The 25,041-nt window shown below is 59.7% G+C and carries 22 protein-coding genes; 11 read left to right on the top strand and 11 right to left on the bottom strand.

All coding sequences use genetic code 11. From position 1 onward, the window contains the following. Positions 1-9 precede the first annotated feature (9 nt). A complete protein-coding gene (locus tag MOP87_RS21120; RefSeq protein ID WP_027913289.1) occupies positions 10-318 on the top strand; it encodes a tetratricopeptide repeat protein in 309 nt (102 codons plus the stop codon). Between the two features lie 55 nt (positions 319-373). Here MOP87_RS21120 and MOP87_RS21115 read toward each other — a convergent pair whose 3' ends face one another. Next, complete coding sequence (locus tag MOP87_RS21115; RefSeq protein WP_027913290.1) at positions 374-1,261, bottom strand: lysophospholipid acyltransferase; 888 nt, start codon at positions 1,259-1,261, stop codon at positions 374-376. Positions 1,262-1,302: 41 nt separating this feature from the next. Next, positions 1,303-1,854: a DNA-3-methyladenine glycosylase I gene (locus MOP87_RS21110; protein ID WP_027913291.1), complete on the bottom strand. Its 552-nt coding sequence runs from the start codon at positions 1,852-1,854 to the stop codon at positions 1,303-1,305. Between the two features lie 83 nt (positions 1,855-1,937). Here MOP87_RS21110 and glyQ point away from each other — a divergent pair, with 83 nt between their 5' ends. The 4 genes from glyQ to MOP87_RS21090 are packed head-to-tail and all read left to right on the top strand — an operon-like array spanning position 1,938 to position 6,297. Further along, entirely contained in the window at positions 1,938-2,885 is a 948-nt protein-coding gene (gene glyQ / locus MOP87_RS21105; protein WP_023532379.1) for a glycine--tRNA ligase subunit alpha, read from the top strand. Further along, positions 2,882-4,936 (top strand): glycine--tRNA ligase subunit beta, encoded by a 2,055-nt coding sequence (gene glyS / locus MOP87_RS21100; protein ID WP_028686817.1) that lies wholly within the window; start codon positions 2,882-2,884, stop codon positions 4,934-4,936. Before glyQ ends, glyS begins: the two co-directional genes overlap by 4 nt. 3 nt (positions 4,937-4,939) lie before the next feature. Then, positions 4,940-5,467: a D-glycero-beta-D-manno-heptose 1,7-bisphosphate 7-phosphatase gene (gene gmhB, locus MOP87_RS21095; RefSeq protein WP_027913294.1), complete on the top strand. Its 528-nt coding sequence runs from the start codon at positions 4,940-4,942 to the stop codon at positions 5,465-5,467. A 47-nt stretch (positions 5,468-5,514) separates the two neighbouring features. Then, on the top strand, positions 5,515-6,297 hold the full coding sequence (locus tag MOP87_RS21090) for a lysophospholipid acyltransferase family protein (RefSeq protein ID WP_049695258.1): 783 nt from the start codon (positions 5,515-5,517) through the stop codon (positions 6,295-6,297). Positions 6,298-6,477: 180 nt separating this feature from the next. Here the strand turns inward: MOP87_RS21090 and MOP87_RS21085 are convergent, their stop codons facing one another. Both MOP87_RS21085 and MOP87_RS21080 read right to left on the bottom strand, forming a co-directional pair. Further along, a complete protein-coding gene (locus MOP87_RS21085) occupies positions 6,478-8,097 on the bottom strand; it encodes an MFS transporter (RefSeq protein ID WP_027913296.1) in 1,620 nt (539 codons plus the stop codon). 93 nt (positions 8,098-8,190) lie between these two features. Next, positions 8,191-9,837, bottom strand: coding sequence for a GMC family oxidoreductase N-terminal domain-containing protein (locus tag MOP87_RS21080; RefSeq protein WP_242809960.1), 1,647 nt, complete (start codon positions 9,835-9,837; stop codon positions 8,191-8,193). 169 nt (positions 9,838-10,006) lie between these two features. Here MOP87_RS21080 and MOP87_RS21075 point away from each other — a divergent pair, with 169 nt between their 5' ends. After that, a complete protein-coding gene (locus tag MOP87_RS21075; protein WP_027913298.1) occupies positions 10,007-10,894 on the top strand; it encodes a LysR family transcriptional regulator in 888 nt (295 codons plus the stop codon). On the opposite strand, the gene MOP87_RS21070 is transcribed toward MOP87_RS21075, so the two are convergent. From MOP87_RS21070 to MOP87_RS21060, 3 genes are read right to left on the bottom strand one after another with little or no spacing between them, the layout of a single operon-like run. Beyond that, complete coding sequence (locus MOP87_RS21070) at positions 10,883-11,701, bottom strand: sulfite exporter TauE/SafE family protein (protein WP_242809959.1); 819 nt, start codon at positions 11,699-11,701, stop codon at positions 10,883-10,885. The genes MOP87_RS21075 and MOP87_RS21070 overlap by 12 nt on opposite strands. Continuing rightward, positions 11,698-12,969 carry an FAD/NAD(P)-binding oxidoreductase gene (locus tag MOP87_RS21065; protein WP_128611056.1) on the bottom strand — a complete coding sequence of 424 codons (1,272 nt, stop codon included), beginning with the start codon at positions 12,967-12,969 and terminating at the stop codon, positions 11,698-11,700. The genes MOP87_RS21070 and MOP87_RS21065 overlap by 4 nt, the downstream gene beginning before the upstream one ends. A 37-nt stretch (positions 12,970-13,006) precedes the next feature. Beyond that, the gene (locus MOP87_RS21060; protein ID WP_242809958.1) at positions 13,007-13,891 is read right to left on the bottom strand and encodes an MBL fold metallo-hydrolase; all 885 of its coding nucleotides are present in this window, start codon (positions 13,889-13,891) and stop codon (positions 13,007-13,009) included. A gap of 230 nt (positions 13,892-14,121) precedes the next feature. On the opposite strand from MOP87_RS21060, the gene MOP87_RS21055 reads away from it, so the two are divergent. Continuing rightward, positions 14,122-15,420, top strand: a complete 1,299-nt coding sequence (locus MOP87_RS21055) for a sigma 54-interacting transcriptional regulator (protein ID WP_088522806.1) — start codon at positions 14,122-14,124, stop codon at positions 15,418-15,420. Positions 15,421-15,698: 278 nt separating this feature from the next. Here MOP87_RS21055 and gyrB read toward each other — a convergent pair whose 3' ends face one another. The 4 genes from gyrB to dnaA are packed head-to-tail and all read right to left on the bottom strand — an operon-like array spanning position 15,699 to position 21,912. Continuing rightward, complete coding sequence (gyrB, locus tag MOP87_RS21050; RefSeq protein ID WP_027913303.1) at positions 15,699-18,119, bottom strand: DNA topoisomerase (ATP-hydrolyzing) subunit B; 2,421 nt, start codon at positions 18,117-18,119, stop codon at positions 15,699-15,701. Between the two features lie 4 nt (positions 18,120-18,123). After that, positions 18,124-19,227 (bottom strand): DNA replication/repair protein RecF, encoded by a 1,104-nt coding sequence (gene recF / locus MOP87_RS21045; RefSeq protein WP_110606327.1) that lies wholly within the window; start codon positions 19,225-19,227, stop codon positions 18,124-18,126. 14 nt (positions 19,228-19,241) lie between these two features. Then, positions 19,242-20,345 (bottom strand): DNA polymerase III subunit beta, encoded by a 1,104-nt coding sequence (gene dnaN, locus MOP87_RS21040; protein ID WP_023532585.1) that lies wholly within the window; start codon positions 20,343-20,345, stop codon positions 19,242-19,244. Between the two features lie 40 nt (positions 20,346-20,385). Next, entirely contained in the window at positions 20,386-21,912 is a 1,527-nt protein-coding gene (gene dnaA / locus MOP87_RS21035; protein ID WP_027913305.1) for a chromosomal replication initiator protein DnaA, read from the bottom strand. Between the two features lie 598 nt (positions 21,913-22,510). Between dnaA and rpmH the strand changes: the two genes are divergently transcribed. From rpmH to yidC, 4 genes are read left to right on the top strand one after another with little or no spacing between them, the layout of a single operon-like run. Beyond that, positions 22,511-22,645 (top strand): 50S ribosomal protein L34, encoded by a 135-nt coding sequence (gene rpmH / locus MOP87_RS21030; RefSeq protein WP_003253163.1) that lies wholly within the window; start codon positions 22,511-22,513, stop codon positions 22,643-22,645. A gap of 13 nt (positions 22,646-22,658) precedes the next feature. Next, the gene (rnpA, locus tag MOP87_RS21025) at positions 22,659-23,063 is read left to right on the top strand and encodes a ribonuclease P protein component (RefSeq protein ID WP_027913306.1); all 405 of its coding nucleotides are present in this window, start codon (positions 22,659-22,661) and stop codon (positions 23,061-23,063) included. Beyond that, a complete protein-coding gene (yidD, locus tag MOP87_RS21020; protein ID WP_078477749.1) occupies positions 23,056-23,301 on the top strand; it encodes a membrane protein insertion efficiency factor YidD in 246 nt (81 codons plus the stop codon). The genes rnpA and yidD overlap by 8 nt, the downstream gene beginning before the upstream one ends. A gap of 2 nt (positions 23,302-23,303) precedes the next feature. Further along, the gene (gene yidC, locus MOP87_RS21015) at positions 23,304-24,992 is read left to right on the top strand and encodes a membrane protein insertase YidC (protein ID WP_242809957.1); all 1,689 of its coding nucleotides are present in this window, start codon (positions 23,304-23,306) and stop codon (positions 24,990-24,992) included. The last annotated feature ends 49 nt before the right edge of the window (positions 24,993-25,041 follow it).

Genomic DNA, 25,041 nt, shown 5'->3' with positions numbered 1-25,041 from the left:
AGGCGGGACATGCGCCAATCGTTGGAAAAGATGCTGGCCAAGGGTGTGGATAACCCGTTGTTGCGCTTTGGCCTGGGCAAGGCGTGGCTCGACGAAGGCGATGGTGCCCAGGCTGCCGTGCACCTGGCTCGCTGTGTCGAGCAGGACCCCACCTATTCGGCAGCCTGGAAGCTGTTGGGCAAGGCCTACCAGTTACTGGGGGACCTGCCAGCGGCGCGCAAGGCCTGGGAAGATGGCATCGCGGCGGCGCAGGCCCATGGCGACAAGCAGGCCGAGAAAGAAATGACGGTGTTTCTCAAGAAACTCGACAAACGCTGAGTGCGCTGTCGCCGACACGTCGGCTGCCAGACAGCCGCTGCCGGCGATGCGCGCCTCAATACCAGCGCGCCTCACCCGCCGGACGCTTCTTGAAGCGCTTCATGCTCCACATGTACTGGCTGGGATACTCGCGCACATAGCGCTCGACCACCTTGCTCATCGCGGCCGCCGACTCGTTCACGTCGGTGCTGTACATCGCCTCCGGCGCGGCTTCCAGAAACACCTTGAAGCCTGACCCGTCAGGCAGGCGCAGGGCATGCAGGAAAACCCCGACTGCCTTGCCGCCGGCGAGCATGTTCGGCACGAACTTGCTGGTCAGCGCTTCAGTGCCCAGGAAGGGAACGAATACACCCGCAGATTCGGCCGGCTCGGGATCGGCCGGGATGCCGACCTGGCCGCCGCGCCGAACTTCCTTGATCACGCTGAGGATGCCTTCCTTGGTCGAAGGCGCCACACGGTTGCCCATCTGCACACGCTGCTCGCGCAGCAGGTCGTCCACCGCCTTGAGTTTGGGGGGCCGGTAGAAAATGATCGGCTTGCACTGGTTGCAGTAGAAGTGGTTCAGCACTTCCCAATTGCCCAAATGGCTGGTGATGCCCACAACGCCCTTTCCAGAAGCCAGGGCCTGCTCCAGCACTTCAAGCCCATGCACTTCCTTGACCAACTCCAACGAGCGGTGTGGAGGCCAGATCCAGGCGCAGGCGCTTTCGACGAAGGATTTGCCGATGTCCCGCAGGGCCTGGCCGACCAGTTGCTCACGGGCAACCGGGTCCATCTCGGGGAAGCATTTGGCCAGGTTGATGCGCACCACGTTGCGCGAGCCATTGGGTATTTTCCACATCAGCCAGCCGATGCCGGCCCCGACGCGTTGCACCGCACCCCAAGGCAACTTGGCGAACAGTCGCAGCACCCCGACCATCAGGGCGCCCTTGAACTTTTCCACAGGCGAGTTCCTTATTTCAGCAAGACGGGCATTGTAACCCTTCAGTGGGACAAGTCGGCGTAGCGATCACAGTCGGTGGTGTGGTCCATGACCATGCCGGTCGCCTGCATGAAGGCATAGCAGATGGTCGGGCCGACGAAGGTGAAGCCGGCTTTGCGCAACGCCTTGCTCATGGCTTGGGCTTGTTCGGTGACCGCCGGGACTTCGCTGCGGGTGCTGAAATGGTTGATCTTCGGGGCGCCACCGACGAACGACCACAGCCACTCGGCCGGGTTATCCACAGCCAGCCAGGCCTGGGCATTGCGCCTGGCAGCCTTAAGCTTGAGCCGATTGCGGATGATGCCGGCATCCTGCATTAACGCCTCGATGCGCTCGTCGCTCATCACCGCGAGTTTCGCAGGATCAAAACCCTCCAGCACTTCACGATAGCGCTCGCGCTTGCGCAGCACGGTGATCCAGGAAAGGCCTGCCTGGAACCCTTCGAGCAAAAGCATCTCGAACAGCAACGCCGGGTCACGCTGGGGCGTTCCCCATTCCTGGTCATGGTAGGCCTGGTACAACGGATCGTCGGTACACCAAAAGCAGCGTGGCATAAGGCTCCAATGAGTAGAGGGCGAGGCGAATCAGGTTATACTCCCGCTCTTTACATCCGCATCCCCAGATACAGGTGAATTTCGTGAGCCAGCCTACGCCAGCCGTGCGTACCTTCCAAGACCTGATCCTCGCCCTGCAGAACTACTGGGCCGAGCAAGGTTGTGTGGTGCTTCAGCCCTACGATATGGAAGTAGGCGCCGGCACTTTCCACACCGCCACCTTCCTGCGCGCGGTGGGTCCAGAAACCTGGAACGCCGCCTACGTGCAGCCAAGCCGTCGCCCTGCCGACGGGCGGTACGGCGAAAACCCCAACCGCCTGCAGCACTATTATCAATTCCAGGTAGTGCTCAAGCCCAACCCGGCCAACTTCCAGGAGCTGTACCTCGGCTCGCTGAAAGCCATCGGTCTGGACCCGCTGGTGCACGATATTCGCTTCGTCGAAGACAACTGGGAATCGCCAACCCTCGGGGCCTGGGGCCTGGGCTGGGAAATCTGGCTCAATGGCATGGAAGTGACTCAGTTCACCTACTTCCAGCAGGTCGGTGGTATCGAGTGCTACCCGGTGACCGGTGAAATCACCTATGGTCTGGAGCGCCTGGCCATGTACATCCAGGGCGTGGACTCGGTCTACGACCTGGTCTGGGCCGATGGTCCGTTCGGCAAGGTCAGCTACGGCGACGTGTTCCACCAGAACGAAGTGGAGCAGTCGACCTACAACTTCGAGCACGCCAACGTCGAGAAACTGTTCGAGTTGTTCGACTTCTACGAAAGTGAAGCCAACCGCCTGATCAAGCTGGAACTGCCATTGCCGACCTATGAAATGGTCCTCAAGGCATCCCATACGTTCAACCTGCTCGATGCCCGCCGTGCCATCTCGGTGACCGAGCGCCAGCGTTACATCCTGCGGGTGCGCACCCTGGCCCGCGACGTGGCGCAAAGCTACCTGCAGGCCCGTGCGCGCATGGGCTTCCCGATGGCGACCCCCGAACTGCGTGACGAAGTGTTGGCTAAGCTGGAGGCTGCACAATGAGTGCTCAAGATTTCCTGGTAGAACTGGGCACCGAAGAGCTGCCACCCAAGGCCCTTGCGACCCTGGGCGACGCGTTCCTGGCCGGCATCGAAAAAGGCCTGCAAGCTGCAGGCCTGAACTACACCGGCAAATCGGTCTACGCCGCGCCGCGCCGCCTGGCCGTGCTGATCCGCCAACTCGATGTGCAGCAGCCTGACCGCAGCATCAACATCGACGGCCCGCCCCTGCAGGCGGCCTTCAACGCAGAAGGCGAGCCGACCCAGGCTGCACTGGGCTTTGCCAAGAAGTGCGGTGTGGAGCTGGCCGACATCGACCGTAGCGGCCCCAAGCTGCGCTTCTCCCAGCACATCCCCGGCAAAGCGACCGCGGGCCTGCTGCCGACCATCGTCGAAGACTCGCTCAACGACCTGCCTATCCCTAAACGCATGCGCTGGGCGGCAAGCCGTGAAGAGTTCGTGCGTCCGACCCAATGGCTGGTGATGCTGCTGGGCGATCAGGTGGTCGACTGCACCCTCTTGTCCCAGAAGGCCGGCCGCCAATCGCGCGGGCACCGCTTCCACCATCCGGAAAGCGTCACCATCAGCGCCCCGGCCAACTATGTCGAGGACATGCGCAAGGCCTATGTGCTGGCCGATTTCAGCGAGCGTCGCGACCTGATCGCCAAACGTACCGCCGAGCTGGCCATGCAGCAGGAAGGCACCGCCATCGTGCCACCCGCGTTGCTGGACGAAGTGACCGCGCTGGTGGAGTGGCCGGTACCGCTGGTGTGCTCGTTCGAAGAGCGTTTCCTGGAGGTGCCGCAAGAAGCCTTGATCACCACCATGCAGGACAACCAGAAGTACTTCTGCCTGCTCGACAGCGAAGGCAAGTTGCTGCCGCGCTTCATCACCGTGGCCAACGTCGAGAGCCGCGACCCCAAGCAGATCGTGCAGGGTAACGAAAAGGTCGTGCGTCCACGCCTGACCGACGCCGAGTTCTTCTTCAAGCAGGACAAGAAGCAACCGCTGGAAACCTTCAACGAGCGCTTGAAGAACGTGGTGTTCCAGGCCCAGCTGGGTACGGTCTATGACAAGGCCGAGCGGGTATCGAAACTGGCAGCGTTCATTGCGCCCTTGATTGGCGGCGATGCGCAACGAGCCGCGCGTGCCGGCTTGCTGTCCAAGTGCGACCTGGCTACGGAAATGGTCGGTGAGTTCCCAGAGATGCAAGGCGTCGCTGGCTACTACTACGCGCTCAACGACGACGAACCGCAGGATGTGGCGCTGGCGCTGAACGAGCAATACATGCCGCGCGGTGCAGGCGCCGAATTGCCCCAGACCCTGACCGGTGCTGCCGTCGCCATCGCCGACAAGCTCGATACCCTGGTGGGCATCTTCGGCATCGGCATGCTGCCCACCGGCAGCAAGGACCCGTACGCCCTGCGCCGCGCCGCACTGGGCGTGCTGCGCATCCTGATCGAGAAGCAGCTGGACCTGGACCTGACCGGTGCCGTGCAGTTCGCGGTCAAGCAGTACGGGGCCAAGGTCAAGGCTGCCGGGTTGGCTGACCAGGTGCTGGAGTTCATCTTCGACAGGCTGCGTGCCCGTTACGAAGACGAAGGCATCGACGTCGCCACTTACCTCTCGGTTCGCGCGCTTCAGCCAGGTTCCGCACTGGACTTCGATCAGCGCGTCCAGGCGGTCCAGGCCTTCCGCAAGCTGCCCGAAGCCGAGGCACTGGCCGCCGTCAACAAGCGCGTGTCGAACCTGTTGAGCAAGGCAGAAGGCGCCATCGCCGAACAGGTCGAGCCCAAGTACTTCGACAATGCCAACGAGTTCTCGCTGTACTCGGCCATCCAGCAAGCCGATCAGGCTGTGCAACCGATGGCTGCTGCACGTCAGTACAGCGAGTCGCTGGCGCGCCTTGCCGCCCTGCGTGATCCGGTCGATGCCTTCTTCGAGGCTGTGATGGTCAATGCCGAGGACGCCAAGGTACGTGCCAACCGATATGCCCTGCTCAGCCGTCTGCGTGGGCTGTTCCTGGGCGTGGCCGACATTTCGTTGCTGGGGTAAGCCTTGAAACTGCTGATTCTCGATCGTGACGGGGTCATCAACCAGGACTCCGACGCCTACATCAAGTCGCTGGATGAATGGGTGCCCATCCCTGGCGCCATCGAGGCGATCGCGCAGTTGAGCAAAGCGGGCTGGACGGTGGCCGTGGCCACCAACCAGTCCGGTATCGCCCGTGGCTATTACCCGCTCGCGACCCTTGAGGCCATGCATGCGCGCTTGCGCATGCTGGTGGCCGAGCAGGGCGGTGAGGTGGGGCATATCGTGTATTGCCCGCATGGCCCCGATGAAGGCTGCGATTGCCGCAAGCCCAAGCCGGGCCTGTTGCGAGCCATCGCCGAGCACTACCAGGCAAGCCTTGAGGGCATCTGGTTCGTGGGCGATAGCCAAAGTGACCTACAGGCTGCGCTGGCCGTCGATGCACAACCTGTTCTGGTAAAGACAGGCAAAGGCGAACGTACCCTTGAGAAGGGCGTTCCGGCTTCAACCCTGATTTATGACGATCTGGCTGCCATCGCCAGGGCACTTATCTAAACGGTGCGCCCGTGGGCGCACTTTTCTAAAAGCGGGCAGGTCCCGCAATGGTACAAACCACTATGTCGATCCTGCAGGCGATCAGAGTCTTTCTTTTTTACCTGCTGCTGGGTACCAGTTCGCTGCTCTGGTGCTCGCTGAGCTTCTTCATTGCGCCGTTTCTGTCGTTTCCCAAGCGCTACAAATTCATCAATGTGTACTGGTGCCGCTGCGCTATTTTCCTGGCACGCGCCATCGTAGGCATCGATTACAAGATTACCGGCGCTGAAAACGTGCCAGCCGAGCCCTGTGTGATTTTGTCGAATCACCAGAGCACCTGGGAGACATTTTTCCTGTCTCAGTATTTCTCTCCGCTCAGCCAGGTGCTCAAGCGTGAGCTGCTGTATGTGCCGTTCTTCGGCTGGGCCATGGCCATGCTGCGTCCCATTGCCATCGACCGCGACAACCCCAAGGAAGCATTGCGCCAAGTGGCCAAGAAAGGCGATGAACTGCTCAAGCAGAAAACCTGGGTTCTGATCTTCCCGGAGGGCACACGCGTACCCTTTGGCACGGTGGGCAAGTTCTCCCGGGGCGGGACGGCGCTGGCGGTAAACGCTGGGCTCCCGGTGTTGCCCATTGCCCATAATGCCGGCAAGTACTGGCCGAAGAATGGGTGGGGCAAGCACGCTGGCACCATCGAAGTGGTGATCGGCGAACCCATGTACGCCAACGGCACAGGCCCTCGCGCCATTGCCGAGCTCAATGACCGCGCCCAGGCCTGGAACGAAGCCACCCAACGGGCCCTGGGCTCGCTTGCGCAGGTCGAAGAAAGCACGCAAGCCGAGGCCTGAGCGGCTTGTGGATAACATGTGAGCAAATTATGGATTAGCTGTTGCAAAAATAAGCTAACCCTATGAATTAGCTACATATTTACTCTTTGTTGATTTTTCCTAAAAACGTGCATAAGTTTTTTCACGGCATAAAAAAACCGGCTTTTAGAGCCGGTTTTTTTGTGGGGGTGGTTCAGCGAATCACACCTTGTCGATATCCACGTCCTTGGTCTCTTTGAGACAGAAGATGCCCACTATCAGGCTGATGCCCGTGACCAGTACCGGGTACCACAACCCGTAAAAGATATCGCCGGTGTAAACCACCAGGGCGAACGATACCGTGGGCAGAAAACCGCCGAACCAGCCATTACCGATGTGATACGGCAAGGACATGGAGGTGTACCGGATACGCGTAGGGAACAGCTCGACCATCACGGCAGCCAGCGGTCCGTAGGTCATCGTGGCGATCAGGATCATGGCCACGATCAACACCACCACCATCACGCTGTTGACTTGGGCCGGGTCAGCCTTGGCGGGGTACCCTGCCTGCTCGACCGCCGCGCGCATGGCCGCCTCGTCATAGCCATTGATGGTCTTGTCGCCGATGCTCACGACCACTTCGCTGCCGTCAACGCTTACCGAGCTATAGGGCAAGCCTTGCTTGACCAGGAAGGTCTTTACTTTGTCGCAGGGGCTATCAAAGCGCGCCTTGCCCACAGGGTCGAACTGGAAAGTGCAGCCTTTCGGGTCAGCGGTCACGACGATGGGGGCCTGGCGGCTGGCGGTGTCGATCTGCGGGTTGGCGTAGAAGCTAAGGGCCTTGAACAACGGGAAGTAGAGCACCGTGGCCAACAGCAGGCCCAGCATCAATATCGGTTTGCGCCCGATCCGATCGGACAGCCAGCCAAAGAACACGAAAAACGGCGCGCCGATCACGACGCTGATGATCAGCAAGGTGTTGGCCTGGGCCGGGTCCATCTTCAACATCTGGGTCATGAAGAACAGCACGTAGAACTGTGCCGTATAGAAGGTGACAGCCTGGCCCGCATTGATACTGAACAGCGCAGTGAGCACGACCTTCAGGTTGGGCCAGGACGTAAACGACTCACGAATCGGCGATTTGCTGATCTTGCCCTGTGCCTTCATTTTCACGAAGGCCGGGGACTCGTGCATGCTCATTCGAATCCAGGTCGAGATCCCCAGCAGCACGATGGACAGCAGAAACGGCAGGCGCCAGCCCCAGGTTTCGAACTGATCGCCACTTACATAACGGCTGCCCAGTACCACCAGCAATGACAGCAACAGTCCCAAGGTGGCGGTGGACTGGATGAACCCAGTATGGAAGCCCCGCTTGCCAGGTGGCGCATGTTCGGCCACGTAGGTGGCTGCACCGCCGTACTCACCGCCCAGCGCCAGGCCTTGCAGCATGCGCAACACGACCAGGATGATCGGCGCCGCGATGCCAATGCTGGCATAGGTGGGCAGAAGGCCAACGGCGAACGTGGACAGCCCCATCAGCACGATGGTGATGAGAAAGGTGTACTTGCGCCCGATCATGTCCCCCAAGCGGCCGAATACCAGGGCGCCAAACGGTCGCACCAGGAAGCCGGCGGCAAACGCCATCAGTGCGAAGATGAACGCGGTGGTGTCGTTGACGCCCGCGAAGAACTGCTTGCTGATGACGGCAGCCAGGGCGCCGTAGAGGAAAAAGTCGTACCACTCGAACACCGTACCGAGCGATGACGCGAAAATGATCTTGCGCTCTTCACGACGACTGGGGCGGCTGGCGGCCGCATCCTGCTCTTGGATGTAATCCGACATCGTTGCTGTCCTCGGCCCGCAGGCCACAGTGATTATTCTTGTTGTTCCACTGCCGACAGCGTTCGACTACGCGCTGCCGTATTGCACACCCATTCAGGGTGTTGGTAGTGCATCCTGGTTGAGGAAGGTCGTTGTGGCTGCTCCTTTCAAAATAAGCTGCGCCGCCTTTTCAGCGATCATCAGGGTAGGTGAACAGGTATTGCCCGACGTTATCTGGGGCATGATCGATGCGTCTGCCACACGAAGGCCGGGGATGCCATGGACACGAAGCTGGTCATCGACAACATCCATGGGGCCATTGCCCATGCGGCATGTCCCTACGGGATGGAAAATCGTCGTGCCTATCTTGGCCGCCGCTTCGTGCAGCTGTTCTTCAGTTTGTAGGGCAGGTCCAGGCAGATATTCTTTGGGCGCAAAGGCTGCCAGGGCAGGGGCCTGCACGATGCGCCGGGTGAGACGGATAGCGTCGGCGGCGACACGCAGGTCCTGGGGGTCGCTGAGGTAGTTAGGGTCGATGAGCGGCGCGCTGTGCATGTCTGCACTGCGAATATCGATACGCCCGCGGCTCAATGGCCGCAAGTTGCATACAGAAGCCGTGAAGGCTGGAAACGGATGCAACGGCTCGCCAAAACGGTCCAGGGACAGAGGCTGCACGTGGTACTGCAAGTTCGCAGTGGCCTGGTCGGGGTTCGAACGCAAGAAAGCGCCCAGCTGGCTTGGCGCCATGGCCAGCGGACCGCTGCGATCGTACAGGTAGCGCAGGCCCATGCCCATCTTGCCCCACAGGCTATTGGCCATCTGGTTGAGGGTACGTGCGTTGCCGATCTGGTAGATCAGCCGTAGCTGCAAGTGATCCTGCAGATTGCTGCCTACACCCGGCATGGCATGGCGCACCCCGATACCCAAGTCCTCCAGCAACTGCTGCGGACCGATGCCCGAGCGTTGCAGGATGCCGGGTGAGCCTACTGCACCTGCGCATAGCACAATCTCTCGTCGCGCCGAGAACTCGTGCCAGCGGCCCTGCCAACGGGTTTTGACAGCGCGGGCGCGCGTGTTGCCTAGCAGCACTTGATCCACCTGCACATCGGTCAGAACAGTCAGGTTGGCGCGGTGCTTGATGGGGCGCAGAAACGCTTTGGATGCGTTCCAGCGAACACCGCTACGCTGGTTGACCTGAAAATATCCACAGCCTTCGTTGTCGCCGGTGTTGAAGTCATCGATTTTGGCAACACCCGCCTGCTCGGCTGCATCGCGGAAGGCATCGAGGATCGGCCAGCTGTAGCGCTGGCGCTCTACACGCCATTCACCGCTGGCACCATGGTATTCGCTGGCACCGCCATGGTGGCTTTCGCTTTGCTTGAACAGCGGCAACACGTCTTTCCAGGCCCAGCCTCGGTTGCCTAGGCTAGCCCAGTGATCGTAGTCAGCTGCCTGGCCACGCATGTAGATCATGCCGTTGATGGAGGAGCACCCGCCCAGGACCTTGCCACGGGGGTAGCCCAACGACCGACCTTGCAGCCCAGGCTGCGCCTCGGTCTTGAAGCACCAGTCCGTGCGGGGGTTACCAATGCAGTACAGGTAGCCCACCGGCACGTGTATCCAGGGATAGTTGTCCCGCCCACCGGCTTCGAGCAGCAGTACCCGGCATGACGGGTCGGCAGACAACCGGTTCGCCAGCAAGCAGCCAGCGGGGCCGGCGCCCACGATCACATAGTCGTAGGCAGAATCGACTGATGACATAGAGGACCTCAGGGCCTGTTTTTGTTCTTGTCCCCAACCAGCTTAGTGAGTAATTTCGCGGAAGAAACACGCGATTTCGCGCACCCGTTGTGCGTTTAAGCACAGCGATGCCTCTCGGAGCGTCGGCGCCTCTTACCGGGGTGTTCGATACAGATATGCAAGGACCAGCATGTTCGATTGGAATGATTTGCGGTTTTTCCTGGAGCTGCAGCGCAGCGGGCGCTTGTTGACGGCTGCCAAGCGTCTGGAGACGACCCACAGCACCGTTGCGCGCCACATCGAGCGTATCGAGCAGAGCCTGGGCACTGCGTTGTTCGTCCAGCATGCCCAAGGGTATGAGCTGACGCCTTCCGGACAGGCGCTGCTCAAACATGCCGAAGCCATGGAGAACACCGCCTTGCTGGCGCAGGAGGAAATCACCCAAGCCATCACGCCGCTTGGCAAGATCCGCCTCGGCGTGACCGAGGGGATCGGCATCATGTTCTTCACGCCACGGATGAATGAGTTGTTCGAGCGCTACCCCGGCCTGGAAGTGGAGTTGGTTGCGGTGCCGCGTTTTGTCAGCATCCTCAACCGTGAAGCGGAAATCAGCATTCACCTGGAAAGGCCAAGTGCAGACTTGCTGATCACCCGCAAGCTCACCGACTACCGGCTGGCCCTCTATGCCAGCGCAGCGTACTTGGAGCGTGCCGCGCCCCTGCGCAACCGCGAAGACCTGGCGCGCCACAGTTGGATTGGCTACGTGGACGACTTGCTGTTCAGTCAGGAGCTGCTGTTTCTCAACAGCTTCTGCCGATCGCCGAATGTGGTGTTTCGCAGTACCAGCGTAATAGCCCAACAAGCGGCGGCGCGTGCAGGGCTGGGTATCGCCGTGCTACCCAACTACATGGCGCGGCACGACCCGACGCTGGTGCGGGTGCTGCCAGGGGAAACCATCCAGCGCAGTTACTGGATCTGCACGCGGCGCGAACTGCATAAATCCGTACGCCTGCGCGTGGTATGGGATTACCTGCTGAACCTGTGTGCTGCCGAGCAGGATGCGCTGCTAGCGCCCTAGCGCTTTGCTGATCAGCAATGCCGCCGCGGCCCAGCCTGCGATGGCGAACAGTTGTTGCAGCCGCGGGCCCTCCAGCCTTGCCGCCAGTGGTCGGGCCACCAGCAAGCCCAGTACCGCACCCAGCGCAAACGGCGCACCCACCTGCCAGCGCATGCTCCCTGCAAAGGTGGCGGTGGCAACACTGCCCAAGGCAACCAGCGCGATGACTGCCAGGGAGGTAGAGACGATACTGCCCATACGCAAGTTGGTGTAGCGCCGCAGGGCAGGGACGATGACGAAGCCGCCGCCCACGCCCAGCAGGCCTGACAGTAGCCCCGACAACGCCCCGGTGCCGGCGAGCGCCCGCGCGCACGGAAGCGTCCAGCGTAAGCGACCCTGCAGGGGGTTGAGTACACAGGGCTCGATGAAGCGATGTGCACCTGCGTTTGCGCCGCTCAATTGCTGACGGGCCTTCAACCAGGTGCGCACGCACGCGTAGATCAGGATGCCTGCAAACATCAGCTGAAGCGGTGCGTTGGGCAAACGATGCGCAAGCATCAGCCCCAGCGGCGTAAACACGATACCCACCGCAGCGATGAACAGGGCCGCACGGTAGCGCACCACGCCCTGGCGCAAGCCCAAGCCGGCACCTACCGCCGCCGACAGCCCCACAGCCAGCAAACCGATCGGGGCAGCCTGCGCCATCGAAAGCCCCAGGCCAAACACCAGCAACGGAACCGCAAGGATGCCACCGCCGGCACCTGTCAGCGCCAAGACCGCGCCGATGATCGTGCCCAGCCCTGTGCTGAGCCACGTCTGATCGATCACTGGGCTGCCTCGGTCGTTCTTGCAACCGGCTTGGCCAGCCACTCACGGCCCTTGAGCATGCCTTGCCAATACAAGGGCGGCAGCAGACGAGCTTTGAGCAGCCAGGCCAAGCGGGTGGGTTTGCGGCCGTCGAGGAGCCACTGAGGGAAGCTCGGCTTGAGCGCGCCACCATAGCCAAATTCGGCCAGCACGATCTTGCCGCGCTCGACGGTCAGCGGACAGGAGCCGTAGCCATCATAGTGCGCCAGGCCCGTGCGTCGACCCAGTGCCACCAATACATTGTTTGCCACCACCGGCGCTTGTTTGCGTGCAGCGGCAGCCGTCTTCGCGTTGCTGGCATTGATCACGTCCCCAAGCGCGTGCACATGGGCGAAGACACGATGGCGCAGGGTAGAGGGGTCCACGTCCACCCAACCAGCGCCATCGGCGAGGCAGCTGTGGCGAATGAAGTCGGGGGCGACCTGTGGCGGTACCACATGCAGCATGTCGAACGGCTCGGTGCGAACATGCTGGGTGCCATCCGCAAGCGTATGGGCGAACACAGCCTGCTGCTTTGGTCCATCCACGGCGATCAGCCGATGGCCGAAGTTGAGGTCTACCGAGTACTTGTCGATGTAAGCCATCAAGGCGGGCACGTAGGCGGGCACCCCGAACAAGGCATTGCCGGCATTGAAAAAGCTGGCTTGCACGGCGCCCAGCCGGCCCTGGCGCAGCCAGTGGTCGCAGGACAGGTACAGCGCTTTTTGCGGGGCGCCAGCGCATTTGATGGGCATGGGCGGCTGGCAGAACACGGCGCGGCCTTGCTTGAGGCCCTGCACCAGCTCCCAGGTATAGGGCGCTAGGTCGTAGCGGTAATTGGACGTGACGCCATTCTCGCCCAGGGTGTCCGCCAGCCCCTCGATGGCCGCCCAATCCAGCTTCAGCCCAGGGCAGACTACCAGCTGTTCAAAGGTAAAGGCCCTGCCATCTGCCAGCAGGACCTTGCGACACTGTGCATCGAACCCTTGCACCTGTGACTTGATCCAGCGCACCGCGCGGGGGATGACCGACGACATCGGCCGAGCCGTGCTCGGGGCATCGAAGACCCCGGCACCGACCATGGTCCAGCCGGGTTGGTAGTAATGAACCTCGGCGGGGTCTATCAGGGCGATGTCCAGCGAGGGGTCGCGCTGGAGGAGGCTGGACGCCGTAGCAATGCCGGCAGCACCGGCGCCTATGATGATGACTTGGTGATGAAACGCTGGAACGGAGGAGGGCACGGCGGGCATGGTCGATCCTGACTGTCTGATTATGGGATGTGCCTGACTACAACGTATTGAGGGGAATCTTCAGGTAGCGCACCCCATTGGCCTCAGGGGCTGGGAACTGGCCACTGCGCATGTTCACCTGGACGGCGGGCAGGATCAGGACAGGCATGTCCAACGTTCGATCACGCGCTTCGCGCATGGCCACGAAGCTGTCTTCGTCGATACCTTCATGGATGTGAATGTTCTGAGTGCGCTGCTCGGCCACGGTGGTCATGTAGCGCAGCTCGCGCCCTTCGGGCAGGTAGTCGTGACACATGAACAGCCGGGTGCCATCCCCTAGCGCCAGGAGGCGATGAATCGAGCGGTACAGGGTCCGGGCATCGGCACCAGGGAAGTCGCATCGCGCAGTCCCGTAGTCCGGCATGAACAACGTGTCGCCGACGAAGACTGCCGCCTGGCCTTCATGCTCGATGAGATAGCTCATGCAGGCAGGCGTATGCCCAGGGGTATGCAGGGCTTTAGCCTGCAGATTGCCTATGTGGAAAATTTCTTCATCGTCGAACAGCACGGCGAACTGGCTACCATCACGGGCGAAGCCAGGTTCAGCGTTGAACAAGCTACCGAAAACTTTCTGGACCTGGGTGATGCAAGCTCCAATTGCAATGCGCCCCCCCAGCGTGTCTTTGAGATAGGCAGCAGCGGACAGGTGATCTGCATGCACATGGGTTTCCAGTATCCATTGCACCTGAGCACCAAGCGCTTTCACACGTTCGATCAGGCAGTCCGCAGAGGACGTCGTCACGCGCCCGGCCTTCGGGTCGTAATCCAGAACGCTGTCGATCAAGGCGCAAGCGCGCGTTTCGCCATCCATGACCAGATAGCTGATGGTTGAGGTGGCGCTGTCGAAGAACGCTTCCACGTGAAGGTTTTTGCCAATGATCATTCAAGTCTCCCATTCGGCTAGCCCCGTTTGCTGCCCGGTTTCAGGGGCGCCACATCTACCCCCCATCAAGATACATGCCACCGCACAGATGCCTGCCTGGGGCCCTGGATTGGCGGGTCATGGGCAGATGGCCGCTTCGTTGGCAGTGAAGAGTGGCAGTGCGGTGTCAGTCGATGGCAGCGGCTGGCAGTCCTTGCTACCCTCGAACACGTTATCCGACTGGTGCCGTCATGTCCGAACCTCACCCCTCAGTGCTTGCCTTGGTGTCTTTTCTGGAGCACGACGTCCTGCCCGCCATCGTACTGGACACCGACTACAACATTCTGGCCGCCAACGCCGCTTATCGACGTCAGTTCGGTCAGGACCAGCAGGCGCCGCTTGGGCAGAAATGTCACAAGGTCTCACACCATTACCACGTTCCCTGCGACCAGGCCGGCGAGGACTGCCCGATGCGCAAGGCCTGGTCCAGCAAGGTGCCCGAGCGCGTGCTGCATGTGCATCACACCCCTCGCGGACCGGAACATGTGGATGTCGAACTTCGGCCGATCCTGGATGAGCAGGGCAGGGTGATTGCTTTCGTCGAACGGCTCACCCGTATCGTCATCGCATCTGCCCAGCCGCAAGAGCAAGGGCTCGTTGGCCAGGCACCTGCATTCACGGCGGCATTGGCCAGCTTGCAACGTGCGGCGCCGGCTGACATCCCTGTCCTGCTCCAGGGTGAGTCCGGCACGGGCAAGGAACTGTTCGCGCGGGCGTTGCACATGGGCAGCCCCAAGGCCGATGGCCCCTTGGTCGTGGTCGATTGCACCAGCCTGACGGAGGCGCTTTTCGAGAGCGAACTGTTCGGTTACGAGAAGGGTGCATTCACCGGTGCTCACCAGCGCAAGACCGGCCTGGCAGAAGCTGCCCACGGCGGCACGCTGTTCCTGGACGAGATCGGTGAAGTGCCCTTGGCCATGCAGGTCAAGCTGCTGCGCTTGATCGAAACCGGCAGCTTCCGGCCTGTTGGCAGCCTGCGTACCGTGCATTCGGATTTCCGCCTGGTGTCGGCAACCCATAAACCCTTGAGGCAGATGGTGGCCGACGGCACGTTCAGGGAGGACCTGTACTACCGGATCAGTGGGTTCCCTATCCGGATGCCTGCACTGCGCGAGCGTATCGAGGATTTGCCTCTGCTGGTCCAAAGCCTGCTGAAAAGAATCGCAGGGCCCAGCGCGCCCACACTCGGTAATGCTGCTCTCGATCGACTGATGACGTATCCGTTTCCGGGGAACATCCGCGAGCTACGCAACATCCTGGAGCGGGCACGGCTGTTTGCCGATGAAGGCGTCATTCAGCCAGAACACTTGCCCGAAGACGTGGTGTCGCTCCCTGCCCAAGTGCGCGCCCACGGAAGTCGGCCAGCAGATCTCCTACAGGTGCTTAGTCAGTTCAGGGGGTCGCGCAGTGAGCTGGCCAAGCACTTGGGTATCAGCGAACGTACCTTGTATCGGCGTTTGAAAGCGGCGGGCATTGCCGAGGACCATTGATCCCCTACGCACAAGCTCGATCTGGGCCACTGCTCACCCTCGTCGCACTTCGCCCTTGCAGAATCATGTCAGCGATTGGCTGCTTTCAAAACTTGAAGCACTCAAGGTCGAGGCGTAGGACCCACTGCAGGTCCGTTCTGAATTACACCCTTGAGCTAACGCGGGGTGAGCGTGCCTACCCGGAGATTGGAAATGAAAAAGCCCGCTAGCGCGGGCTTGATGATGACCGGTTAGGCTCGAATTTCGAAGCTGCCCGGTCGTGCAACGGTCAAGGCTGATCAGAAGTCCAGGTTGGACACCGACAATGCATTGCTTTCGATAAAGTCACGGCGCGGTTCAACGGCGTCACCCATCAGGGTGTTGAAGATCTGGTCAGCCGCGATTGCATCTTCGATGGTGACCTTCAGCATACGGCGCACAGTTGGGTCCATGGTGGTTTCCCACAACTGATCCGGGTTCATCTCACCCAGCCCTTTATAGCGCTGGATGGTATGGCGCTTGGTGGTCTCGTTCATCAACCAGTCCAAGCCTTCCTTGAACTCGACGATGGCCTTGCGACGCTCACCACGTTGCACATAAGCGCCTTCACCCAACAGGCTGGAAAGCTTGGCACCCACGTTGACCACGGTGCGGTAGTCGTTGCTGCCGAAGAAGTCACGGTTGAACGTGATGTAGCTGGCAAGCCCGTGGGAGGTGATTTCCACCTCAGGCAGCCACACATTACGTTCCTTGTCTTCACGCAGGCTGGCCTTGTAGACCAGGCCCGATTTCTGGGTCGAATTCAGGCGCTCATGCAACTGGTTCTTCCAGGCTTCCATCACCGCATGATCACCCAGCTGCTCGAGAGTGACTTCAGGCAGGTAGATGAAATGCTCGGTGAGCTCCTGCGGGTACAGGCGCGACAGACGCTTGAGGGTCTTCATCACACCGCGGAACTCGTTGACCAGGGCTTCCAGTTGCACGCCGGATACCGGCGGCGCGGATTCGTCCAGGTGCAGGCTGGCGTCTTCCAGGGCCGATTGGGTCATGTACTCTTCCATGGCCTCATCGTCCTTGATGTACTGCTCTTGCTTGCCGCGCTTGACCTTGTACAACGGTGGCTGAGCAATGTAGATGTAGCCGCGCTCGACCAGCTCTGGCAACTGACGGAAGAAGAAGGTCAGCAGCAACGTACGAATGTGCGAACCGTCAACGTCAGCATCGGTCATGATGATGATGTTGTGATACCGCAGCTTTTCGATGTTGTACTCTTCCCGGCCAATGCCGCAGCCCAGCGCGGTGATCAAAGTCCCGACTTCCTGGGACGAAATCATCTTGTCGAACCGAGCTTTCTCTACGTTCAGGATCTTGCCTTTGAGTGGCAAGATGGCCTGGGTCCGACGGTTACGCCCCTGTTTCGCAGAGCCGCCTGCAGAGTCACCCTCCACCAGGTAGAGTTCAGACAGGGCAGGGTCCTTCTCCTGGCAGTCAGCCAGCTTGCCTGGCAAGCCCGCAATATCAAGTGCGCCTTTACGGCGAGTCATCTCACGCGCTTTGCGTGCAGCTTCACGGGCGCGCGCAGCATCGATCATCTTGCCGACGACAGCCTTGGCTTCGTTCGGGTTCTCCAGCAGGAAGTCAGAGAAGTACTTGTTCATCTCCTGCTCGACAGCGGTTTTTACTTCCGACGATACCAGCTTGTCTTTAGTCTGCGAGCTGAACTTGGGGTCGGGCACCTTGACCGAAATGATCGCAGTCAGGCCTTCGCGTGCGTCGTCCCCAGTGGTGGAAACCTTGTTCTTCTTAGCCAGGCCTTCCTGCTCGATGTAGCTGTTCAGGCTGCGCGTCAAAGACGAACGGAAACCCACCAGGTGCGTACCGCCATCGCGTTGCGGGATGTTGTTGGTAAAGCACAGCAGGTTCTCGTTGAAGCTGTCGTTCCACTGGAGAGCAACTTCTACACCCACACCGTCTTCGCGCTGTACGCTGAAGTGGAACACCTGGGCGTTCACCGGCGTCTTGTTGGTATTCAGGTATTCGACGAATGCCCGCAGACCGCCTTCGTACTTGAAGAACTCTTCCTTACCACTGCGCTCGTCTTTCAGCAGAATGCCGACGCCCGAGTTCAGGAAAGACAGCTCACGAATACGCTTGGCCAGGATGTCCCAGCTGAAGTGAATATTCTTGAATGTCTCTGCGGATGGCTTGAAGTGAATGTGAGTACCGGTCGTCTCACTTTCACCGACGATGGCCATCGGCGCCTGAGGCACACCGTGTACGTACGTCTGTTCCCAGATCTTGCCGCTGCGACGCACCGTCAGTATCAGTTGCTCGGACAACGCGTTGACGACCGAAACGCCTACCCCGTGCAATCCACCGGATACCTTGTAGGAGTTGTCATCGAACTTACCGCCTGCGTGCAGCACAGTCATGATGACTTCTGCTGCCGAAACGCCTTCTTCTTTATGCACGTCGACCGGAATGCCACGGCCGTTGTCACGCACGCTGATGGATTCATCAGGGTGAATAATTACTGTGATGTCGTCGCAGTGACCGGCCAGGGCTTCGTCGATGGAGTTGTCGACCACCTCGAAGACCATGTGGTGCAGGCCGCTACCATCATCGGTGTCGCCAATGTACATGCCGGGACGCTTGCGCACGGCATCCAAACCTTTTAGCACCTTGATGCTGGAGGAGTCGTACGTCTGATTTTCGCTCATGCCTTCACTCCCGATGGTCGTGGGTCTGGGTGATACGGCCTTGTTCCACGTGGAACAAAGCAACCGGCGTTTCCGTCTGCCAGCCTTCCCTCAATAATTCATGATCTACACAGGTGATGAATACCTGGCAGCGTAATTCTTCAAGCAAGCGACATAGTGCGCGGCGATGTTGCTCATCGAGTTCCGACGGCAAATCGTCCACAAGATAAATGCAGTGGCCGCGTCGTGCTTGGCCAACCAAATGACCTTGAGCTATCCGCAGTGCGCATACCACCAGTTTTTGCTGGCCGCGGGACAGGATGTCTGCTGCGTTGTTTGCAGCTAATCGAAGTCGCAAATCTGCACGTTGCGGACCCGCCTGCGTGTGTCCCATCTGCTGGTCACGAAGGAGGGAAGTAGTCAACACATCCTGCAGCTCCCGGTCTTTGTCCCAGCCTCGGTAATAGCTCAGGGTAAGACCGTCTAGCTCAAGCAACTCACTCAAAGTCTTTTCGAATACAGGCTTCAGGGCCTTGATGTATTCGCGGCGGTATTCATCTATTTCGGCGCTGGCCAGGCATAACTCCCGGTCCCAAGCGGCTTGCGAAGCTGGGTCAAGTGTACCATGCCGCAACCATGAGTTCCGCTGCCTGAGGGCCTTCTGCAGGCGTTGCCACGCGGGCATGAAGCGAGGTTCCACGTGGAACACGCCCCAGTCGAGAAACTGTCGCCTGATCTTCGGGGCGCCTTCGAGGAGTCGAAAGCTGTCTGGGTTGATGAGCTGTAATGGAAGCAATTCAGCAAGCTGTGCAGCGCTACGCGCATTCTGCCCATCGATCCTGATGGTGAAATCACCCTGCCGCTCGCGAGACACCCCAAGGTTACAGGTACCGCCTTCGGCAAGGAGCACCTCCCCGAATACCGTACAAGAGGCTTGCTCGTACTGGATTACCGGGTTCAAGCGAGTGCTGCGAAAGGATCTAGCCAGACCGAGTAGATGAACAGCTTCAAGAAGGCTTGTCTTGCCGCTCCCGTTATCGCCATAGAGCACGTTGATACGCGGGGAAGGGGAGAGCGTCACCGGGTGCAGGTTTCGCACCCCGGTGACGATGATACGCCTAAGTGACATTTGGCCTGCTTTGCTTACAGCCGCATCGGCATGACAACGTACGAAGAGTCGTCATTGCCGGCCTCCTGCAGCAGTGCACTGCTGTTGGAGTCCGACAAAATCAGGCGCACCTGCTCAGTGGTCATGACGCCCAGCACATCCAGCAGGTAGCTGACGTTGAAACCGATCTCAAGCGAGCTACCGTCGTAGTCGACGCTGATTTCTTCCTCAGCCTCTTCCTGCTCGGGGTTGTTGGCCTGGATCTTCAACTGGCCGGCAGCGAGCAACAAGCGAATCCCGCGGTACTTTTCGTTGGACAGGATCGCGGTGCGGCTGAACGCCTCGCGCAAAGCTTGGCGATCACCAATCACCAGTTTGTCACCGCCTTTGGGCAGCACACGCTCGTAATCAGGGAATTTACCGTCGACGAGCTTGGAGGTGAATGTGAACTCACCCGTCGTTGCGCGGATATGGTGTTGCCCAAGAACGATGCTGACCATGCCTTCAGGCTCGGTCAGCAAGCGAGCAAGCTCCAGAATACCTTTGCGCGGCACGATCACCTGGTGGCGGTCGTCCTGTTCGATCGGTGCACTCATCGAGCACAATGCCAGGCGGTGGCCATCAGTGGAAACGGCACGCAGGGTATTGCGCGACACCTCCAGCAGCATACCGTTAAGGTAGTAACGCACGTCTTGCTGGGCCATGGCGAAGCTGGTGCGTTCGATCAATCGACGCAGTTTGCTTTGTTCCAGATTGCACGTGAGCGAGCCTGGCCCCTCTTCCACGGTCGGGAAATCATTGGCAGGCAACGTCGACAGTGTGAAGCGGCTACGCCCGGCCTTGACCAGCAGTTTTTGCTCATCGAGCTTGATGTCGATCAGCACGTCACTGGGCAGGCTTTTGCAGATGTCCATCAGCTTGCGTGCTGGGACAGTGATCTCGCCAGGCTCGGCAGGTTCTTCCAGTTGCACGCGGCCCACCAGTTCAACCTCAAGGTCGGTACCGGTCAGCGACAGTTGCTGGCCTTGAACGACCAGCAACACATTTGAAAGCACCGGCAACGTCTGCCGGCGCTCGACGACACCTGCCACCAGTTGCAGAGGTTTGAGCAAGGCTTCGCGTTGAATCGTGAAATGCATGGTCTAGTCCCTTGCCTTCATATGGCTGCGCTGACGGCCCTCAGGTCGTCAGCGTGCGCAGCAGGTTCTTGTAGTCCTCGCGGATATCCGCGTCGGATTCTTTCAGTTCATTGATCTTTCGGCAGGCATGCAGCACGGTCGTGTGGTCGCGCCCACCAAACATGTCGCCGATTTCTGGCAAGCTGTGGTTGGTCAGCTCCTTGGAGAGCGCCATCGCCACCTGACGTGGACGAGCTACCGAACGGGACCGGCGTTTGGACAACAGATCGGAGATCTTGATCTTGTAGTACTCGGCCACCGTACGCTGGATGTTATCCACACTCACCAGCTTGTCTTGCAGTGCCAGAAGGTCCTTCAGGGATTCGCGGATCAACTCGATGGTGATGTCGCGCCCCATGAAGTGCGAATGGGCGATCACGCGCTTCAGGGCGCCCTCCAGCTCACGCACGTTCGACCGAATACGCTGAGCGATGAAGAAGGCCGCATCGTGCGGCAGTTCCACCTTGGCCTGATCGGCCTTCTTCATCAGGATCGCGACGCGCGTTTCCAGTTCCGGCGGCTCCACGGCAACCGTGAGGCCCCAGCCAAAGCGCGATTTCAAACGTTCCTCGAGCCCTTCGATTTCCTTGGGATATCGATCGGAGGTGAGGATCACCTGCTGGCCACCTTCGAGCAGTGCGTTGAAGGTGTGGAAAAACTCTTCCTGTGAACGCTCCTTGCGCGCAAAGAACTGAATGTCATCGATGAGCAGCGCATCGACCGAACGGTAGAAGCGCTTGAACTCGTTGATTGCATTGAGCTGAAGTGCCTTGACCATATCGGCGACGAAGCGCTCGGAATGCAGATACACCACCTTGGCATTCGGGTTCTTTCTAAGCAGGTGGTTACCCACGGCATGCATAAGGTGGGTTTTACCCAAGCCCACACCGCCATAGAGAAACAGGGGGTTATAACCATGCTTGGGGTTGTCGGCAACCTGCCAGGCGGCGGCACGGGCCAGCTGGTTCGACTTGCCTTCTACAAATGTGTCGAACGTGAACGTGCGGTTCAGGTAGCTGGTGTGCTTGAGAGCACCTTCCACCTGCACCGTCCGCTGCTCTGTCCTACCCGCGGGGGCCTGAGCAGGTTCGGCCATGGCATCGAAGCTATCCCTCGAAGAAGGCTCGGCCACGTCATTGGCGTTTGCAGGCGCGGGGTCGGACGAGGCCACTGGAGCGGGCTCGGACGGCGTGATGGAGGGGGCCTTGGGCGTCGTTTGCACCAGAGAGGCTGCCACAGCCGCGCTCACTGGGGCATTAGGTGCCGCACGGGGGGCAGAGCTGCGCCGGCTGCCGATCAGCAGCGACAACGCAGGGGCGATGCCCGTGCCTTTTTCTCCCAAAAGCTCAAGCAAACGCCCCAGGTACTTTTCATTGACCCAATCGAGAACGAAACGGTTAGGCGCATAGACGCGCAACTCGTCGCCTTCGGCTTCGACCTGTAACGGACGGATCCAGGTGTTGAATTGCTGGGCAGGCAGTTCATCGCGCAGAAGCTCCACGCACTGCTGCCAAAGTTCCACTGACACGGATATCCCCTGAGCTTGAAAGCCACGAAGGCTGAAACAAACGGCCATTGTACCGGGCACGCGCTCAGTTATCCACATGCGGACACGCCGGCATGTATGGCAAAACTGTCGTTCAATGACCGAAACACCACTTATACGCTGTGCATAAACCCTGTGGATAACTAGCCATGAGGGCTATGCACAACCCAGTGAATCGACCTGTGTATAACCTGCCTGTGTATAAATAGCCCTTTTATGCACAGCTTAAATTCAGCTCTAGAACAGTTGCAGCACGGCTTCCGAACAGGGTTTAAAAATGCTGCGAAGCCCTGGCTATGAGGCCTTCAGCACGTTATCCACAGAAAGTTATCCACTTAAGAGTATTAAGATCTTTAGAGAAGCTTTTTATATGTCTTTCTTATTTTTCATGTTGAGCAGTGGTGTCCTGCCCAGCCTCATGGAGGTGTCAGGGCCGCTAGCCAACCCTTACGCCCGTTCATCCCACACCTAAAGGAAAGGTTGGTTGGAAATTGACCTATGGGCTTGCTTTCTCTAGAATCGCCGGTCTCTTAAAAGGGGGCCATCCCGGCCCGTCGTCGACAAACCCAGGTAACACGCCATGAAACGTACTTTCCAACCAAGCACCATCAAGCGCGCGCGCACTCACGGTTTCCGTGCCCGTATGGCTACTAAGAACGGCCGCGCTGTTCTGTCGCGTCGTCGTGCCAAAGGCCGTAAGCGTCTGGCCATTTGATTTTTCGGCACAGGTGGTGAGTCAGGACTTCAGTCGGGAAAAGCGACTGCTTACACCCCGGCATTTCAAAGCGGTCTTCGACTCCCCAACCGGCAAGGTTCCAGGGAAAAACCTGCTGATCCTTGCTCGCGAGAACGGTCTGGATCACCCGCGCCTTGGCCTGGTGATTGGCAAGAAAAGCGTCAAGCTCGCCGTTCAACGCAACCGCCTCAAGCGCTTGATGCGCGATTCCTTTCGTCTGAACCAGCATTCACTTGCCGGATTGGATATCGTGATCGTCGCGCGCAAGGGATTGGGTGAGATAGAAAACCCGGAATTGCACCAACACTTCGGCAAACTCTGGAAGCGCCTGGCGCGTAGCCGACCGGCACCAGCAGTCTCCGCCGATCGCGCAGGGGTAAGCAGCCAAGATGCGTAAACTGGCACTCGTTCCGATCCAGTTTTACCGTTATGCCATTAGTCCTCTGATGGCCAGCCACTGCCGTTTCTACCCCAGTTGCTCTTGTTACGCCTACGAAGCCATCGAAAACCACGGCCTCTGGCGTGGTGGATGGCTAGCCGTTCGTCGCCTGGGGCGTTGTCATCCGTGGAACGACGGCGGTTTCGACCCCGTTCCACCCGCTCCTTCCTCCCGAACTTCTTCGATAGCCGAGTAATCATGGATATTAAACGCACGATCCTGATCGTCGCCCTGGCAATCGTGTCCTACGTCATGGTCCTTAAATGGAACCAGGACTACGGCCAGGCTGCCCTGCCGACTCAGAATACTGCTGCCAGCACGACCAACCCTGGTTTGCCCGATGGCGTACCTGCCGGTGATTCCGGTACGGGTGCCAGCGCCGATGTGCCAAGCGCCACTGCTGAAACCCACACCGCCGATCAGGCACCCGTGGCTGTCAGCAAGGACCTGATCCGGGTCAAGACCGATGTGCTGGACCTGGCTATCGATCCGGTAGGTGGTGACGTCGTCCAGTTGAACCTGCCGCAGTATCCACGCCGTCAGGACCATCCGGACATTCCGTTCCAACTGTTCGACAACGGTGGGGAGCGCGTCTATCTCGCGCAAAGCGGCTTGACTGGTGCCAACGGTCCAGATGCCCGCTCGACCGGTCGCCCCCTCTACGCTGCTGATCAAAAGCGTTATCAGTTGGCCGATGGTCAGGACCAGTTGGTGGTGGACCTGAAGTTCAGCGACAACGGGGTCAACTACATCAAGCGCTTCAGCTTCAAGCGCGGCGAATATGACCTGAACGTCAGCTACCTGATCGACAACCAGAGCAGCCAGGCTTGGAGCGGCAACATGTTCGCCCAGCTCAAGCGCGATGCCAGTTCCGATCCATCGTCGAGCACTGCCACTGGTACCGCGACCTACTTGGGTGCGGCCTTGTGGACACCTTCAGAGCCTTACAAAAAGGTCTCGATGAAGGACATCGACAAAGGTAGTTTGAAAGAAAATGTGTCCGGCGGCTGGGTAGCATGGCTTCAGCACTACTTCGTGACCGCATGGATCCCGGCCAAGTCCGACAACAACGTGGTGCAAACCCGCAAGGACAGCCAGGGTAATTACATCATCGGCTACACCGGCCCGGCTATCAGCGTGCCTGCTGGGGGCAAGGCTGAAACCAGCGCCATGCTGTATGCCGGTCCCAAGATCCAGTCCAAGCTCAAGGAGTTGTCCCCAGGCCTGGAACTGACCGTCGACTACGGCTTCCTGTGGTTCATCGCCCAGCCGATCTTCTGGCTCCTGCAACATATCCACAGCCTGCTGGGTAATTGGGGCTGGTCGATCATCGTGCTGACCATGCTCATCAAGGGCCTGTTCTTCCCGCTGTCCGCTGCCAGCTACCGTTCCATGGCACGTATGCGTGCGGTCTCGCCCAAGCTCGCAGCGCTCAAGGAACGCTTCGGCGATGATCGCCAGAAGATGTCCCAGGCGATGATGGAGCTGTACAAGAAAGAGAAGATCAACCCGCTGGGCGGTTGCTTGCCGATCCTGGTTCAGATGCCAGTATTCCTGGCCCTTTACTGGGTACTGCTGGAAAGCGTCGAGATGCGTCAGGCACCTTGGATGCTGTGGATTACCGACCTGTCTATCAAGGATCCGTTCTTCATCCTGCCGATCATCATGGGCGCCACCATGTTCATCCAGCAGCGCCTGAACCCGACCCCGCCGGATCCGATGCAGGCCAAGGTGATGAAAATGATGCCGATCATCTTCACCTTCTTCTTCCTGTGGTTCCCAGCCGGTCTGGTGCTGTACTGGGTTGTGAACAACTGCCTGTCCATCACACAGCAGTGGTACATCACACGCAGCATCGAGGCTGCCAACAAGAAAGCGGCTGCCTGACGGGCTGCTACGCTAGCTTGTGAATAAAACGCCCCTTCGTGGGGCGTTT

This window comes from Pseudomonas sp. I3-I5 (assembly GCF_022699445.1).
Taxonomy (GTDB): Bacteria; Pseudomonadota; Gammaproteobacteria; order Pseudomonadales; family Pseudomonadaceae; genus Aquipseudomonas; species Aquipseudomonas fulva.
Note: the sequence above shows the minus strand (reverse complement) of the source record. Positions and strands in the feature narration are given on the sequence as shown.